The organism is Sphingobacterium sp. JUb20, from assembly GCF_004342035.1.
Taxonomy (GTDB): domain Bacteria; phylum Bacteroidota; class Bacteroidia; order Sphingobacteriales; family Sphingobacteriaceae; genus Sphingobacterium; species Sphingobacterium anhuiense.
Genome location: NZ_SLYV01000011.1, coordinates 38,447 through 55,913, shown reverse-complemented (window position 1 = coordinate 55,913; position 17,467 = coordinate 38,447). Strand labels below are relative to the sequence as shown.

The window sequence follows — 17,467 nt, the reverse complement described above, 5'->3', positions numbered from 1 at the left end:
AAAAACTGTGCAATTATAGTTAAGACAGATTTTTAAAATAAGCAATGGTCTTTATAAGTCCTTCTTCCAGTTGGATTTTTGGTTCCCAGTTTAATTTTGCTTTTGCCAGATCAATATCCGGTTTCCTTTGTCTAGGATCATCAGAGGGTAGAGGCTGAAAGATAATTTTAGATCTGGAGCCTGTCAGTGCGATCACCCTTTCTGCCAGTTCACGTATGCTGAATTCATTTGGATTTCCCATGTTAATGGGACCTATCGTTTCAACAGGGCTTTCCATCATTTTGATCATACCATCGATAAGATCATCTACATACTGAAAGCTTCTGGTCTGCGAACCATCTCCATAGAGCGTAATATCTTTATTGTTTAGCGCCTGAATGATAAAGTTCGATACGACCCTTCCATCATTCGGATGCATATTCGGGCCATAGGTATTAAATATTCTAATGATCTTTATTTTAACATCGTTCATGCGGTGATAATCCATAAACAATGTTTCTGCGCATCTTTTGCCTTCGTCATAGCAGGAGCGTATTCCGATGGGGTTGACATTACCCCAGTATGATTCCGTTTGCGGATGGATGATCGGGTCACCGTAGACTTCGCTTGTAGAAGCCTGCAAGATTTTAATGTTTAACCGTTTTGCCAATCCCAGCATATTGATCGCGCCCATCACCGAAGTCTTGACCGTTTTGATCGCATTAAATTGATAATGTATCGGCGAGGCTGGGCAGGCTAGATTATAAATTTCGTCCACTTCGATAAAATAAGGCATGGTCACATCATGCCTGATCGCTTCAAAGTACGGGTTTGATAATAACGGAGCTATATTTTCTTTAGATCCTGTAAAATAATTATCCAAAGAAATCACCTCGTTGCCGGCATCCAGCAATCTTCTGCATAAGTGCGAGCCGATAAAACCTGCTCCGCCTGTTATCAATATTCTCTTTTTCATGGATCTCTTTTCTTCTAAAAAGTTGAACATTACGAAGATATAGATCTCACCGTTGTCTGACAAATTTATTCCGCTCCGTATTGAAATTTAGTAAATAAATGAGTAATTTCGACATCCATATAGCTGCTTTAATATCCTTATATTTTGTTGGTTAAGACTTTTAGGTCGTTGTATGCTGTATTACATATATATAAATGAGAGAAATTAAGAGAATAGCCTGTGTCGGGGCAGGTTATGTCGGTGGGCCGACGATGTCGGTTATTGCGCAGAAAAATCCTACTATCACAATTACAGTTGTTGACTTAAATCAATCTCGTATCGATGCGTGGAATGATCCAGATTTAAACAATTTACCGATCTATGAACCCGGTTTAGATGCGGTTGTTGGTGAAGCCAGAGGGCGCAATCTTTTTTTCTCTACTGATGTTGACAAAGCGATTGCAGAGGCAGATATGATCTTTATTTCGGTCAATACGCCCACCAAAACATATGGTAAAGGAAAAGGGCAGGCTGCCGATTTAAAATACATAGAATTATGTGCCCGTCAGATTGCACGAGTTGCAAAAGACGATAAAATTGTTGTTGAAAAATCTACTTTACCTGTCCGTACGGCCGCAACATTGAAGAGTATATTGGATAATACCGGAAACGGTGTCAATTTTCATATTCTCTCCAATCCTGAATTTTTGGCAGAAGGTACCGCAATACCCGATCTGCATCATCCGGACCGTGTACTGATCGGCGGTGAAGATGCCGAAGCTATTGAAGCTCTGGCACAGATCTATGAAGCTTGGGTACCACGGGAACGTATATTGACCACTAATCTGTGGTCTTCCGAACTATCCAAACTAGTGGCCAATGCCTTTTTAGCACAGCGTGTCTCTTCGATCAATGCCATTTCCGAATTATGTGAAGTGACAGGGGCCAATGTCGATGAAGTGTCGCGTGCCATTGGTTATGACTCCCGGATTGGGCCTAAGTTCCTGAAGGCATCTGTCGGGTTTGGTGGTTCCTGTTTTCAGAAGGATATTTTAAATCTCGTTTATATCGCCCGTTCTTACAACTTAACTGCTGTGGCCGATTATTGGGAGCAGGTCATTTTGTTAAATGATCATCAGAAAGAACGGTTTGCACAGCATATCATTAAGACCATGTACAATACGGTCAATGGTAAGAAAATCGTGTTTTTAGGCTGGGCCTTTAAAAAAGATACCAATGATACGCGGGAGTCAGCAGCCATTTATGTGGCCGATCATTTATTAGAAGAAGAGGCGGAGATTGTTGTTTACGATCCTAAGGTGTCTGCTGAGCAGATCTACCGTGATTTGGATTACTTGGGCACGCGTTCTCCATCGGAAAACCGTCGGTTATTGACTGTTGTCAGCGATCCTTATGAAGCGCTGGCTGAAGCACATGCTGTCTCGATATTGACCGAGTGGGATGAATTTAAGTGTTATGATTGGAGTAAAGTAAAAGATAAAATGAAAAAACCATCCTTTGTATTTGATGGACGTAAGATTTTGAATAGAAAAGAATTGGAGAATCTAGGTTTTCAATATTATGCTATTGGCGAGTAATCGTTGCAATATCAAGTATATCACAGTATTAAAGACGCGTTTATCGCGTCTTTTTTTGTTTATAAGCATTTTCGTCTTGCTAGTTTCATCGAAACTTAATTTTAAAGGAAAGTACAGTTCACTTTTGAGGCCTACATTTACATCGTTCAAATATCATATTCTGGTATATAAAGATTGTATTAATAATCTTCTTATCGCTATACGATGTTTCTATTTCATGACGTTATTATAGGCAAATCATGTTTACTATATGCAAAACCATTTTGAGCATTACAGTGTTACTCTTTATCAGGTGAGGTGGTTAGACCGTTAGTAGGTGTTTGTCACTAGTTACTATGTTACGGGTCACTTTGTCACTACGTTACTATGTCACTGGTCACTACGTTACTGATCACTATAAATGCTCTTTTATTTTACAACCCTTAACCTTTACCCACAATGATTATTGTAATTATTTTAATTGTATTATTTTTATTTGGCAGTTATTACTTTTGGACAGCACAGCAGGCAAAACAGCGATTAGCGGAGCATGGAGCTTTATCGGTCAGTTATCTTTTTCAAGAGCGGCCGGGACAGTACAGCGGCGATCGTAGTGTGAAGAGCGGCGTGATTGTGATCCATACCAGCAGCAATGATCAAAAATTGAAGCATGCAACGCTAAAAAGTGTCAATTTAAAACACCCTGATGTCAATATACAGCTTGATCAGTCTTTATCACTTCCTTTTCAATACAATAGTTTAACAAATCCTGAAGTATCCATCCGTTATAAACTGATGAATCGGGATATTAGCACCCTAGACTTGACCGGGGTATTAACAACTATTTCCGGGAAACTACATTTTGAAGGGGGCAAGACGAAGCCTTTTCGAGTTATCATACCGATATCTGGTTTATACCAAGAACAAGTGGAAAATTGATTTTTAATAAGAAAATAAGCTGAAAACCGCATTTTAGCTTGTTTTGCTTGGGTGCTGTGGTTGATTGTTCATAAAATCTTATTACTTTTGATGCTAATCCCTTAATTATCGTTAAGGGGCTTTAAGCTGTTAAGAAATATTTTGCTCATATTATGAATAAAACAATCCTAATTACAGGTGGAGCGGGTTTTATAGGTTCGCATGTTGTACGAAATTTTGTCACAAAATATCCGGATTATCATATTGTTAATTTAGATGCTTTGACTTATGCCGGTAATCTCGAAAACTTACGGGATATCGAAGAAAAACCGAATTATACTTTTGTTAAGGCCGATATTACCGATGCCTTGGATATGTTTCGTGTTTTCGAACAATATAAACCCGATGGTGTCATTCATTTAGCAGCAGAATCCCATGTGGATCGTTCTATTGCAGATCCTACCGCATTTGTGATGACCAATGTGATCGGTACAGTTAATTTATTGAACGCTGCGCGCCAGATCTGGAAAGATGATTTTACAGGTAAACGTTTTCATCATGTTTCTACCGATGAGGTATTTGGGGCATTAGGGGCAGAAGGTCTGTTCACGGAAGAAACATCTTACGATCCGCATTCACCTTATTCAGCATCGAAAGCAAGTTCCGATCATTTTGTTCGGGCTTATCATGATACCTATGGTTTACCTATTGTACTGACCAATTGTTCCAATAACTATGGTCCCAATCATTTTCCGGAGAAATTGATTCCATTATGTATTCATAATATACTGAACAATCAACCATTACCGATTTATGGTGACGGTAAATATACTCGTGACTGGTTATTTGTGATTGATCATGCTACAGCAATAGATCTGGTATTTCACGAAGGTAAGAATGGTGGTTCTTATAATGTCGGTGGGTTCAATGAGTGGCAGAATATTGATTTGGTCAAAGAGTTATGCAAACAGGTCGATGAGAAATTAGGCCGTCCAGCTGGTACAGCAGAGGAGCTGATCACTTTCGTTAAAGACCGCCCTGGGCATGATCTACGTTATGCTATTGATGCCTCCAAGATTAATAAAGAATTAGGCTGGTATCCATCTGTAACGTTTGAAGAAGGTCTTTCCAAAACAATCGATTGGTTTTTGAACAACAAGGAGTGGTTAGAAAGTGTAACTTCCGGAGATTATCAAAAATATTACGATAAGCAGTATGAAGGTTAGTTAGTTAGTTAGTTAGTTAGTTAGTTAGTTAGTTAGTTAGTTAGTTAGTTAGTTACACCATTCTCACTTACTAACCTTCTCATCTTCTAACTATTATCTCACCATCATCTAACCTTCTAACTTTAAAGAGTTAATTATGATAGAGTCTCACAAAGACTTAAAGGTCTGGCAGGAGTCGATGATTCTTGTGGAAGATGTGTATAAAATAACAGCTACATTTCCGAAAGAAGAGTTATTTGGTCTGACTAGTCAATTAAAACGATCTTCAGTATCAGTACCTTCTAATATTGCTGAGGGAGCTGGACGTAGGGGTAAAACTGAATTTATGCGTTTTCTATATATTGCGATGGGTTCTTTAAGTGAATTGGATACACAACTTGAACTAGCTGAAAGACTTTTCTTTTGGAAGCGAGACGAAGAAATATTTAAAAGAGTATATTATATAAAAAGTATGTTAGCGAAGTTGATTAAGAGTTTAGATAGGTAGAAAGTTAGAAAGATAGATTGTTAGAAAGTGAAACTAACCTACTAATCATTTAACCTACTAACCATTTAACCTAATAACCTACTAACTTCTTCACCTTCTAACCATAATAAAAACCATGAAATTTACCGAAACAAAATTAAAAGGCTGTTTTATTTTAGAACCGACAGTCTTTGAAGACGAAAGAGGTTACTTTTTTGAAGCCTTTAATGATCAAAAGTTTGAACAGATTGTAGGGGCAAAACCAGCATTTGTTCAAGATAACCAATCCCAATCGCAGTATGGTGTTGTTCGCGGATTGCATATGCAATCCGGCGATCATGGGCAAGCAAAATTAGTACGTGTTTTGGAGGGAAAGGTGTTGGATGTTGCGGTCGACGTTCGTCCAGGTTCTGCTACTTATGGTCAGTATGTATCAGTCGAGCTATCTGCCGAAAATAAGAGACAACTGTATGTTCCACGTGGATTTTTACATGGATTTTCGGTATTATCAGAAAATGCTGTATTTTTCTACAAGTGCGATAATCATTATCACAAAGTAGCAGAAGACGGAGTTCATCCGTTAGATAGAGAGTTAGGTATTGATTGGCAGGTCCCTCAGGAAGATATGATTCTTTCTGTGAAAGATGAAGAAGCGCAATCTTTTACGGCATTTAAAGAAAAAAATGGAATCGGTTAGTAAAAAACAACGTATTGTTATTACGGGAGCATCCGGACAGCTAGGTCAAGAATTGAAAGTGCTGTTGGATCAGGATGTATCGAAAGAATGTTTTTTCTTGGATCGAAAACAGCTTCCTTTGGACCACATTATGATTATTCAGGATATTCTGAGTATGTATCAGCCTGATGTCGTTATTCATGCCGGAGCATATACTGCGGTTGATCAAGCCGAATCAGATTCAGAGCTTGTTGATCAGGTTAATCATTTGGCTAGCGAAGAGATTGCGCTATATTGTCGTTTACATAATGCAAAACTGATCGCTATTTCAACCGATTATGTCTTTGATGGAAATAGCGGTATTGCCTTGGCAGAGGATGCTCCAGTGAATCCAGTTAATGTTTATGGTGCAACAAAATTAAAAGGTGAGCAAGCCATACAGAAGTGGTGCCCCGACGCTATTATCATTCGAACTTCATGGGTATATTCCACTTTTGGAAAAAACTTTGTAAAAACCATGCTGCGTCTGCTGTCCGAGCGTGAGTCGATTTCTGTTATTAACGATCAGATCGGTTCTCCGACCTCAGCACAAGATTTAGCACAGGCAATTTTAGATATTGTGAATTCAGGTAAATGGAAAGGCGGTGTTTATCACTATAGCAACGAAGGCGAAATCAGCTGGTATGATTTTGCTGTAGCGATCAGGGATATTAAAGGTTTGAACTGTGAGATACAGGCGATACCGACAACAACATATCCTACACCGGCAAAAAGGCCTCAATATTCGTTATTAGATAAAACGAAAATCAAAGCAACATTCGGAGTGGAAGTACCATTTTGGAAAGATAGTTTAAAGAAACAGTTAGAGAGTTAGGAAGTTAGAGAGTTAGGAAGTTAGAGAGTTAGGAAGTTAGAGGGTTAAGAAGTTAGAGGGTTAAGAAGTTAGAACGTTAGAAAGTTTCTAATCTACTAACCATCATTTAACCTTTTAACAATATTCTAACCTTCTCACTATCATCTCACCTTCTCACCATATAAAAAAACAAAAAAATGAAAGGAATTATATTAGCAGGCGGATCAGGAACACGTTTACATCCAATGACATTGGCTGTTAGCAAGCAGTTAATGCCTGTATATGATAAACCGATGATTTATTATCCCTTATCCACTTTAATGTTGGCTGGAATCAATGAGATCTTAATTATTTCGACACCACAAGATCTACCGCAATTCCAAAGACTTTTGGGTGATGGATCGCAGCTTGGATGCCGATTTGAATATATTGCGCAACCAAGTCCAGATGGTTTGGCGCAGGCCTTTATCTTGGGCGAAGAATTTATAGGTGATGATAAGGTAGCGTTGATCTTAGGCGATAATATTTTCTATGGCTCAGGGATGTCCAAGTTATTACAGTCCTGTATCGATATTGAAGGAGGAATGGTGTTTGCTTATCAAGTTACAGATCCTCAACGATATGGCGTTGTGGAATTTGATGAAGATAAAAAAGCCATTTCAATCGAAGAAAAGCCACTGCAACCCAAATCTAATTTTGCTATTCCAGGCTTATATTTCTATGATAATGATGTAGTCGCCATTGCAAAACAAATAAAGCCATCTCCACGGGGAGAGTTAGAAATTACAGATATCAATAAAGTTTATTTGGAGAGATCGAAGCTTAAAGTCACTGTTTTTGATCGCGGTACTGCATGGTTGGATACGGGTACAGTTCAATCACTTATGCAGGCAGCACAGTTTGTTCAGGTTATTGAGGAGAGACAGGGGTTAAAGATTGGAGCAATAGAAGAAGTGGCTTATCGAATGGGGTATATTGATAAAAACCAGTTGTTAAAAATTGCAGAACCCTTACGTAAATCGGGATACGGTGAATACCTGTGCCTCTCAATTAAATAAATTTACCTATTTTTGTGAAAATTTCAAATTAGAATGAAAAGAGTGATATTGTTGTTGTGTGTGATGAGTCTTTTGGGATCGATTCATGCACAAACTAATCCAGCAAATATAAAAGTTGACGATTTAACAGATGCGCAAATTGAGCAGTACGTAAAACGTGCTGAATTGATGGGCTATGGTGAAGGTCAATTGGATGGATTTGCTCGTGCACAAGGTGTTTCTGCGGTTGAAACTCAAAAGCTGAAAGACCGCTTGCAAAAGATTAAAAGAAAAAAACAACAACCAAAAGGAGTACAGAATTACCAAAATAACACACGCTCCACTGCGGGACGTCAGATAAATGGTATATCCCAAACAGATTCTTTAAAAAGTAATAAAAATAGTCAGGATTCTTTAAAAATTGATGACGGTAAGCTTAAAATTTTTGGATCCGATTTATTTAGGAACAGTGAAATTACTTTCGAACCAAATTTAAGAATGGCAACTCCAAGTTCCTATATTATTGGACCTGACGATGAAATTTTATTGGATATTACAGGAGATAATGAAGCATCATATAAATTGCCAGTTAATCCAGACGGAAGCATTACAGTTGAATATGTGGGCAAAGTTGATGTTTCAGGATTATCAGTTTCGGCCGCAAAAAATAAGATCCAACAACGTTTGAGTGGTACTTACCCAGCTATTCGTTCTGGTAATACGCAGGTTGATGTCAACATTGGTAATATCCGTAGTATCCGAATTACACTAACCGGTGCCGTGACAAAGCCGGGTACATATACCTTACCATCTTTAGCAACCGTATTCAATGCGCTATATGCTTCAGGCGGTCCTAGTGAAAAGGGGACTTACCGTCAGATTCAGGTGGTTCGTAACAATCAGGTTGTTACGACCATTGATTTATATGATTTCTTAGCGAATGGCATTCAACGCGGAAATATCCGTTTACAAGATCAGGATATTATCCATATTCCGGTTTATGGTAGCCGGGTACAATTTGAAGGCGAAGTCAAACGTCCAGCGATATTCGAAACCGTATCTGGTGAATCATTATTGGATTTAGTTAAATATGCTGGTGGATTTAATGAAAATGCATACACTGCTAAAGTCAAAGTTTTGCAAAAGACGGATAAAGAACGTAGTGTCAAAGATATTTACGCCGATCAATTTGCTGATTACAGTCCAAATGCAGGTGATCAGTTTATTGTGGAGCCAATCTTGGAACGCTTTGCTAACCGCGTCAGTATTTTAGGGGCCGTATTCCGTCCAGGTTTATATGGAATGGAGCCAGGTATGACGTTGAAGCAGTTATTAGAGCAAGCAGATGGTGTGCGTGAAGATGCCTTTTTAGAAAGGGGGATCATCAATCGGTTACGAGCAGACAATTCGGCAGAATTGATTAATTTCAATGTTCGTGAAGTACTTGCAGGAACAGCAACAGATATTCCGTTAAAAAGAGAAGATAAAATTGAAATTGCTTCTATTTTTGATTTAAGAGATGAATATAAGTTTACCGTCCAAGGTGAAGTGCGTCTTCCTGGTGATTTTCCTTTTGCTAGTAATGCAACGTTAGGCGATCTCATTCAAAAAGCAGGTGGTTTGAATGAAGCAGCAAAAAATGCACGTATTGAAATTGCTAGACGTTTAAATAATAGAGAAGTTGCAGATCCTACTTCATCTCAGACTATAATCGTAGAGATTAACGAAGGAATTGTATCTGATTTAAATATTGCGTTGCAACCGTATGATGTCATTACCGTGTTAGGCGATGCCGGTTTCAGAACACAAAGACAAGTAAAGGTAGAGGGCGAAGTATTGTTTCCTGGAATATATACGATTTCTAGAGAAGATGAGCGTATTTCTGATATCCTCAAACGTGCTGGAGGATTGACTTCTTATGCGTATACCGAAGGTGCCTCATTAAAAAGAACTGGCCTTTCCAAATTAAAAGCTGAGGAGAAGAAAGAAAAAGCTCGTTTAGAAAGAACACTGAGCAAAGGACGTAATCAAAATGGTGAAGATACAGAAACAGATACTCTAGACGATTTTGATAAGGGGGATGGTCAATTGGACTCGGATCTTAAAACAAAAAATAGTGCCTTGGCTAAAGTTTCACAACAAGGTGTTTCAACTCCCGATATTGAACCAAGTGACTTAGTCGGTATTGAGTTAAATAAAATTCTAGCGAGTCCTCATCAACGAGGAGATTTATTAGTGTTAGATGGGGATATCATTACTGTACCCAAGGAGTTAGAGACAGTGAAAGTAATGGGTGAAGTGTTAAACCCAAATAATGTCGTTTATGTTAAAGGTAAAAGCTTAAAATATTACGTCAATCAAGCTGGAGGTTTTACTGATAATGCATTAAAAAAACGTGTTTTTGTACAATATGCTAATGGATCTGTTAAAGGCAAGTCCGGAGGATATCCTGAAGTAAAACCAGGGGCAGAAATAGTAGTTCCAAAACGTGCTCCAAGGCAGAAAATGAACGTTCAAGCTTGGGTAGGGTTAGGTACTGGTATCGCTTCCTTAGCGGCTATTATTGTTTCATTATTGCGTAATTAGAAGGATGGAGGGAGTTCAAAATAAAAAAGGCAGAGTACGTCACGATGAAATATCGCTGAAGGAATTAATCTTAAAAATGCAGGATTGGTTCAAATATTTGTTTTCAAAATGGTATATTTTATTAATTGCCGGGTTTATTGGAGGGGGAATAGGATTTATATATGCAAGGTCTAAGAAGCCTGTCTATATTGCTACTACAACTTTTGTTCTTGAATCAGGAGATAAAGGTGGAAGTTTGGGACAATATGCAGGTATGGCCGCTATGGTAGGTATTGATTTAGGTGGTGGTAGCGGTGGAATATTTCAGGGTGATAATCTTTTAAATTTGTACAGATCACGCAAAATGATAGAAGCCGCTTTATTACAAAGGTCGGTAAGTGATAGCTCGAAACTGTTAATAGATCGTTTTTTTGACATAAATAATATAAGAAACATATGGAGAGAAAAGACCCCTGCTTTGTTAAAAATTGATTTTAAGAAGAAAAATCTTGGTTCACTACAAAGAAGTAGGGATAGTATTGTCTATAATGTTGTTGCTCTTATCAATAAAAATAATTTAGAAGTCGGAACACTTGACAAAAAGTCTTCAATTATAAAAGCTGAAGTTAAATCCGAGGATGAGGTTTTTTCTAAAGAATTTAATGAAGCTATTGTCAATGAAGTCAATTCTTTTTATATACAAACTAAAACAAAAAAATCATTAAATAATATCGATATTTTACAACATAAAACAGATTCTGTTCGAGCAGTAATGAATGGGAGTATTAGTGCTGCGGCCTCAGTTTTTGATGCGACCCCTAATCTGAATCCAACGAGGCAAGCGCAAAGAGTTGTTCCAACACAACGTTCTCAGTTTTCTGCTGAAACAAATAAGGCAATTTTAGGTCAACTTGTTCAAAATTTGGAGATGTCTAAATTGACTCTAATGAAAGAGTCCCCACTTATTGAAAAGTTAGATGAGCCCATATTTCCTTTAAAAAAAGAGGTAGTAAGTAAAATTAAATTTAGTTTATTGTTTGGTTTTGTCTTCATGTTTTTATTCACCTCTTTCTTGTCTGTTCGCTATATTTTGAAAGATATAGGTGTTTTAAAAAGAAATTAACTTGAATATTAAAATTTTTCTGTACTTGGTAAATGGAACATATAAAAAACTAGATTGGATGGATTTCTTTACATTGCAGTCTTTTCCATATGAACCATATTAAGCTTTTAAAGTTTAATTATACAATAGTTAAACAGAACATTGGTTTGATTTTCGATCTGGAATCATGTTTTATATAGATCGTTAGTTCATACAAGGTTATAAATAATGACAAAAGAATTTGACTTAATTATTATCGGCGCTGGTTTGGTTGGATTAGCTACGGCTTATCAGGCGAAGCTGAAGTCACCTTACCTCAAAATAGTCGTTTTAGAAAAAGAAGGTGATGTCGCTGTACATCAATCGGGACATAATAGCGGTGTTATCCACAGTGGGATCTATTATAAGCCAGGAAGCAAAAAAGCTACTAATTGTATTGAAGGTTATAAATCCCTGATTTCTTTTGCGGAAGAACATGGTATATCTTACGATCTATGTGGAAAGATTATCGTTGCTACAAGTACTGAAGAGCTTCCTCTATTGGACAATATTTATAATCGGGGTATTCAGAATGGATTACGAGATCTAAAGTATTTAAGTGTAGAGGAGTTCAAAGAAATCGAACCCCATTGCACTGGTCTTCGTGCAATTAAAGTACCTCAAACAGGTATAATCGATTATCCGGCTGTTGCAAAAAAGCTCAAGGAACTTTTTGAATCTTTAGGCGGTGAAGTATTGTTTAATCAAAAAGTGATTAATCTTAATAAAGACGGTTCGAAATGTTATATTATTACAGATAAAAGCGAATTTTTAACGCAGAAGGTAATAAGCTGTGCGGGATTGTATTCTGATAGTATAACCAAGATGACGGAGAAAAATAATGATGTCATTATTATTCCTTTTCGAGGTGAATATTTTGAATTAAAACCAGAACGTCACCATTTGGTGAAGCACTTGATTTACCCTGTCCCAGATCCAAGTTTTCCTTTTTTAGGGGTGCATTTTACAAGAATGATTCATGGAGGTGTTGAAGCAGGTCCGAATGCTGTATTAGCTTTTGGAAAAGAAGGCTATAAATTCTTTAATATTAATATGGGAGAATTGATTCAGACTTTGACTTGGCCTGGCTTTCATAAGGTCGTTGCTAAATATGGTAAGACCGGAATCGGTGAGATGTACAGATCTCTATCTAAGACAGCATTTACAAGAGCGCTTCAGAAGTTGATTCCGGAAATTCAGGAAAATGATCTGATTGCAGGTGGTGCCGGTATTCGAGCCCAAGCATGTAGTCGTGCTGGTGTATTGTTAGATGATTTTGATATTGTTAGAAGTGGTCAGGTTATTCATGTACGCAATGCACCCTCACCAGCAGCTACTTCGTGCTTGTCTATCGGTAATACAATTAGTGACTTAGCTATTTAGAAAATGAAAAATATACAAATGGTTGACCTTAAAAGTCAATACGAAAACATAAAGAGTGAAATTGATCAGGGGATTCAAGAGGTGATCGACCAAACAGCTTTTATTAACGGACCTCAAGTAAAGACTTTTGCTATGAGCTTGAGTAATTATTTGGACGCATCATATGTAGTACCCTGTGCAAATGGCACAGATGCTCTACAGATAGCCTTGATGTCGTTAGATTTGGAGCCTGGAGACGAGATTATTGTGCCAGCATTTACTTATGTCGCCACAGCAGAAGTTATAGGACTACTTAAATTAAAGCCTGTATTAACGGAGGTTGATCCTGATAACTTTATGATTACAGCTACCGAAATTAAGAAGGTGATCACTCCAAAAAGCAAAGCAATTGTTCCTGTACATCTTTATGGACAATGTGCTCCTATGGAAGAAATATTAAAGCTCGCAAAAGAACTCAATTTATATGTTATAGAAGATACAGCACAAGCTATAGGTGCAGTTTATACTTTTTCTGACGGGCGTACCGCACAAGCTGGGACAATGGGAGATATTGGCTGTACATCCTTCTTTCCCTCTAAAAATCTAGGGTGTTATGGTGACGGCGGTGCAATGTTTACCAATGACGCTACGTTAGGAAAAAAGTTACAGGTGATTGCGAATCACGGTCAAGCTAAGAAGTATTATCACAGTGTGATAGGTTGTAACTCTAGATTAGATACCATTCAGGCGGCTGTTTTGAATGTAAAGCTTAAATATTTAGATAAATATTCTGAAGCCAGGAATAGAGTTGCAGATACTTACGATCGGGCATTTAGAGATATTTCTTGGATTAAGATACCAGTACGTGTAGCTAATTCTACACATGTATTTCATCAGTATACTTTACAATTAGTAAATCAAAGTGATCGAGACCAATTAAAAATACATTTACAAGAGCGAGGTGTGCCAAGTATGGTATATTATCCAGTATCATTACATCTTCAAGAAGCTTTTAAAACTAGCGAATTCGGTGAAGGAGATTTCCCGATCTGTGAAGATCTATGTACCCGTGTACTATCTTTACCGATCCACACTGAGATGGATACAGAAACCTTATCTTATATTATTGAATCTGTTAAAAGTTTTAAATCATGAGTTATTATGTACATGAATCAGCCATAATAGATGAGGGCTGTCAGATCGGTGCTGGGACAAAAGTCTGGCATTTTTCTCATATAATGCCGAGTTGTATTATCGGTGAATCCTGTAATATTGGACAAAATGTAGTTATCTCACCTAATGTCATTTTGGGTAACAATGTAAAAGTGCAGAACAATGTGTCAATATATACGGGAGTGACTTGTGATGACGACGTTTTTTTGGGGCCCTCGATGGTTTTCACTAATGTGATTAATCCTCGCAGCGCAATTAATAGAAGAGATCAATATGCTAAAACGCATGTAGGCAAAGGAGCTTCAATAGGTGCGAATGCAACAATTGTTTGTGGACATGACATCGGCATATATGCATTTATAGGCGCTGGAGCTGTTGTTACAAAGACTGTTCCGAATTATGCTTTAGTAGTTGGAAATCCTGCTCGACAAATTGGCTGGGTAGGTGAGTATGGACATCGATTGAATTTTAACGAAATCAATATCGCTATATGTTCAGAAAGCCAACAAGAATATAAATTGGAAAATAACTGTGTAAATCGGATTAAATAATTATGGAGGGGAGAAAAATAAAATTTGCCGTTTTAGGTTGCGGACATATTGGGAAACGTCATGCTGAAATGATTTCTCGCAATGAGGAAGCTGAACTTGTTGCATTAATTGACGTTAAGAAAAGTTCTGAACTGGGTATAGAAGAATTTAGTGTTCCTTTTTTTTCAACCTTAGATGAATTTATTAAATCTGGGATTGAATGCGATGTTGTCAACGTAGCTAGTCCTAATGGTTTTCATGCTGAGCAAGGAATGAAAGCTTTAGACTCTGGTCACCATTTGGTAATCGAAAAACCGATGTCATTGACAAAGCAAGATGCCGAAAAGCTGATTTTTAAAGGGCTTCAGAAACATAAACAAGTCTTCTGTGTGATGCAGAATAGATATTCTCCACCATCGGCTTGGTTGAAAGAATTGTTAGATTCCGGTCGATTGGGTAAAATATTTATGGTTCAAATAAATTGTTATTGGAATAGAGATGAACGCTATTACAAACCGGAATCTTGGCACGGTAAACAAGCTTTAGATGGAGGGACTTTATTTACACAATTCTCGCATTTCATCGATTTGATGTATTGGTATTTCGGTGATATTACTAATATACAAGCTAAATTTGCCGATTTTAATCACGAAAATCTAACAGATTTTGAAGATTCGGGTTTTGTTTCATTTGACTTTGTGAACGGTGGAATGGGATCATTAAATTACTCTACTTCAATATGGAATAAAAATTTAGAAAGCTCAATTACGGTGATCGCGGAGAATGGATCGCTTAAGGTGGGCGGACAATACATGAATGAAGTGGAATATTGTCATATTAAAGACTATATGATGCCTGAATTAGCGCCTACTAATCCAGGAAATGATTATGGTGCATATAAAGGCTCTGCTGCTAACCATCATTATATCATCGAAAACGTAGTTGATGTACTAAAAGGTAGAAGCATGATAACTACAAATGCCCTTGAAGGTCTTAAGGTGGTGGATATAATCGAAAGAATATATATGAATAAATAAAATGAATTTATTGATATTCGAAGTTTTATTGGAAGGAATAAGGAATTAATTCTTTCTGAATATTAAAAAATAATACAAAAAGACAATTTGATTGTCCTTAGCGAATAATTGCTCTATATTCTAGGTTTGTGAAAGCAAGAAATGAAAAAGGTCGGGAAAGGTAAATCTTTAATCCAACCAATGCTGTGAATAAACAAGTCTTTTGCACTATTGAGATCTGTTGAATCTAGCTAGGTTTGTGTAATAAGCCATACCCATATGTTAATTAAAAATAGGAAATTTTAGTAGTTTTATATTTATGCAAAGTTTAATAGTTTCTTTAGAAAATAGATCTTTTTTGATTGATAGAGATATAATTAGCACTCAATCTACTGTTTTTGATGATTTCTTTTATTCTACAGAACTTTATGAAATCTTTATTCAAGGAGTAATCACAAATAAGGCTGAGTTACTTCAAGCTTATCAAATGAAAAATTTTATTAAGGATTTCTCTGCTAAATTGTATAGTGATAAGCTTATTCTTAAACAGCTCAGAGGGAGCTTTTATGGTTATATATACGATAAAGGTGCTAATTGTATTTATATATTTAATGATCATTTAGGTACTAAAAATATTTATTATAAGGTCGGTAAATCTAAAATAATAGTTTCAAACTATTTTAATTCCTTTTATACAGAAAGTCCAAAATTAAGTGCCTCGTCCGTGAAGATGTTATTGTCTTATGGATATATGCTTGATGATTATACAATACTTGAAGATGTTAAAAAACTTAAGCCCGGATCTATAATTAAAGTAAATTTAGACTGTGAGATTGAAGTAGAACAATATTACAAATTGTCTTCGAAAAAAATTGCTATTGATGATTTTTCTGAGGATGAAATTATATCAAGATTAGATTTTTTGTTTAGAAATGCTGTAACAAGACAATTTGAAGCTGATGTTCAATTAGGTAAAAGGCATTTAGTTGGATTAAGTGGCGGGCTTGACTCGAGAATGACATCAATGGTTGCAAATGAAATGGGGTATAAAAATCAGATGAACTTTACCTTTTCTCAATCAGATTACCTTGATGAATTAATACCAAAAAAAATATCCTCAGATCTTAGACATGAGTGGATATTCAAGTCTTTAGACAATGGGATTTTTTTAAAAGATATTGATTTTATCACCAGCATATCTGGTGGAAATGTTTTATATTTTGGTTTAGCACATACTAACAGTTTAATGAAAGTTTTAAATTTTCAAAATTTTGGAATCATACATACTGGTCAGCTAGGTGATGTTGTTATCGGAAGCTTTATCTCTAGCCTTGATCGCAGTGAGTTAAATAGTTTAGGAGGAGCTTATTCAAAAAAGGGGATTAATCTCGTGGGAATAGATAGAAAATTCGACTCATTTGAAGAAAAGGAGATAGAAATGTTCTATCAACGTGGCTTGAATGGAGCAAATAGTGGGCTCATCACAAGTAATTACTACGCTGAAACTTTATCGCCCTTTTATGACATCGATTTACTAGATTATTGCTTTTCTATTCCTATTAGTTTGCGTATGGATCATAGATTATATAGAAAGTGGATTCTCAAAATGTATCCAAAAGCAGCTAATTATGTTTGGGAGAAAACGGGACGAAATCTTAAAAGTGAACCTTTCTATATATCAATTCTTGGAAGAAAAATTCCAATTAAAGACGTGGTTCCAATTATTTTCAAAAAAATTTTTAATAAAAATCGTAAACTTCCTACAAAAGACAATATGAACCCAATTGAGTATTGGTATCATACAAATTCTGATCTTAGAGAGTTTAAAGATAATTATTATTGTAATTATATTGATAAAGTCGAAGATGTTGAACTTCGTTCAATTTGTAAAGAGCTCTATATCAATGGAAATGCGATTGAAAAGAATCAAGTTTTATCGTTTCTAAGCGTTATTAAAAATTATTTTTAATAATTATAAGATAATCAATAGATT

General features: G+C 36.5%; 15 protein-coding genes. 14 read left to right on the top strand and 1 reads right to left on the bottom strand.

The genetic code is table 11. The features are described 5' to 3' along the window. Window positions 1–19: 19 nt before the first annotated feature. Window positions 20–955 carry a UDP-glucuronic acid decarboxylase family protein gene (locus EDF66_RS18510; RefSeq protein WP_132844206.1) on the bottom strand — a complete coding sequence of 312 codons (936 nt, stop codon included), beginning with the start codon at window positions 953–955 and terminating at the stop codon, window positions 20–22. A gap of 194 nt (window positions 956–1,149) precedes the next feature. Here EDF66_RS18510 and EDF66_RS18505 point away from each other — a divergent pair, with 194 nt between their 5' ends. The 14 genes from EDF66_RS18505 (at window position 1,150) to EDF66_RS18440 (ending at window position 17,443) form a co-directional block, all read left to right on the top strand. After that, window positions 1,150–2,532 (top strand): nucleotide sugar dehydrogenase, encoded by a 1,383-nt coding sequence (locus EDF66_RS18505; protein ID WP_132844204.1) that lies wholly within the window; start codon window positions 1,150–1,152, stop codon window positions 2,530–2,532. Between the two features lie 438 nt (window positions 2,533–2,970). Beyond that, window positions 2,971–3,450 carry a hypothetical protein gene (locus EDF66_RS18500; RefSeq protein WP_132844203.1) on the top strand — a complete coding sequence of 160 codons (480 nt, stop codon included), beginning with the start codon at window positions 2,971–2,973 and terminating at the stop codon, window positions 3,448–3,450. A 152-nt stretch (window positions 3,451–3,602) separates the two neighbouring features. Further along, window positions 3,603–4,655: a dTDP-glucose 4,6-dehydratase gene (rfbB, locus tag EDF66_RS18495; RefSeq protein ID WP_132844201.1), complete on the top strand. Its 1,053-nt coding sequence runs from the start codon at window positions 3,603–3,605 to the stop codon at window positions 4,653–4,655. Window positions 4,656–4,791: 136 nt separating this feature from the next. Continuing rightward, complete coding sequence (locus EDF66_RS18490) at window positions 4,792–5,142, top strand: four helix bundle protein (protein WP_132844199.1); 351 nt, start codon at window positions 4,792–4,794, stop codon at window positions 5,140–5,142. 115 nt (window positions 5,143–5,257) lie between these two features. Next, window positions 5,258–5,818 (top strand): dTDP-4-dehydrorhamnose 3,5-epimerase, encoded by a 561-nt coding sequence (rfbC, locus tag EDF66_RS18485; RefSeq protein ID WP_132844198.1) that lies wholly within the window; start codon window positions 5,258–5,260, stop codon window positions 5,816–5,818. Further along, entirely contained in the window at window positions 5,766–6,671 is a 906-nt protein-coding gene (gene rfbD / locus EDF66_RS18480) for a dTDP-4-dehydrorhamnose reductase (protein WP_243656083.1), read from the top strand. Before rfbC ends, rfbD begins: the two co-directional genes overlap by 53 nt. A 176-nt stretch (window positions 6,672–6,847) precedes the next feature. Then, window positions 6,848–7,708 carry a glucose-1-phosphate thymidylyltransferase RfbA gene (rfbA, locus tag EDF66_RS18475; RefSeq protein ID WP_132844194.1) on the top strand — a complete coding sequence of 287 codons (861 nt, stop codon included), beginning with the start codon at window positions 6,848–6,850 and terminating at the stop codon, window positions 7,706–7,708. Window positions 7,709–7,741: 33 nt separating this feature from the next. Next, window positions 7,742–10,273: an SLBB domain-containing protein gene (locus EDF66_RS18470; protein WP_243656082.1), complete on the top strand. Its 2,532-nt coding sequence runs from the start codon at window positions 7,742–7,744 to the stop codon at window positions 10,271–10,273. A gap of 4 nt (window positions 10,274–10,277) precedes the next feature. Further along, entirely contained in the window at window positions 10,278–11,375 is a 1,098-nt protein-coding gene (locus EDF66_RS18465) for a lipopolysaccharide biosynthesis protein (protein ID WP_132844190.1), read from the top strand. A 207-nt stretch (window positions 11,376–11,582) separates the two neighbouring features. Next, on the top strand, window positions 11,583–12,776 hold the full coding sequence (gene lhgO, locus EDF66_RS18460) for an L-2-hydroxyglutarate oxidase (RefSeq protein ID WP_132844189.1): 1,194 nt from the start codon (window positions 11,583–11,585) through the stop codon (window positions 12,774–12,776). 3 nt (window positions 12,777–12,779) lie between these two features. Then, the gene (locus EDF66_RS18455) at window positions 12,780–13,910 is read left to right on the top strand and encodes a DegT/DnrJ/EryC1/StrS family aminotransferase (RefSeq protein ID WP_132844187.1); all 1,131 of its coding nucleotides are present in this window, start codon (window positions 12,780–12,782) and stop codon (window positions 13,908–13,910) included. Further along, window positions 13,907–14,479 (top strand): acyltransferase, encoded by a 573-nt coding sequence (locus EDF66_RS18450; RefSeq protein ID WP_207898680.1) that lies wholly within the window; start codon window positions 13,907–13,909, stop codon window positions 14,477–14,479. Before EDF66_RS18455 ends, EDF66_RS18450 begins: the two co-directional genes overlap by 4 nt. A gap of 2 nt (window positions 14,480–14,481) precedes the next feature. Beyond that, window positions 14,482–15,495 carry a Gfo/Idh/MocA family protein gene (locus EDF66_RS18445; RefSeq protein ID WP_132844184.1) on the top strand — a complete coding sequence of 338 codons (1,014 nt, stop codon included), beginning with the start codon at window positions 14,482–14,484 and terminating at the stop codon, window positions 15,493–15,495. A 298-nt stretch (window positions 15,496–15,793) separates the two neighbouring features. Beyond that, a complete protein-coding gene (locus EDF66_RS18440; protein WP_132844182.1) occupies window positions 15,794–17,443 on the top strand; it encodes an asparagine synthase in 1,650 nt (549 codons plus the stop codon). The last annotated feature ends 24 nt before the right edge of the window (window positions 17,444–17,467 follow it).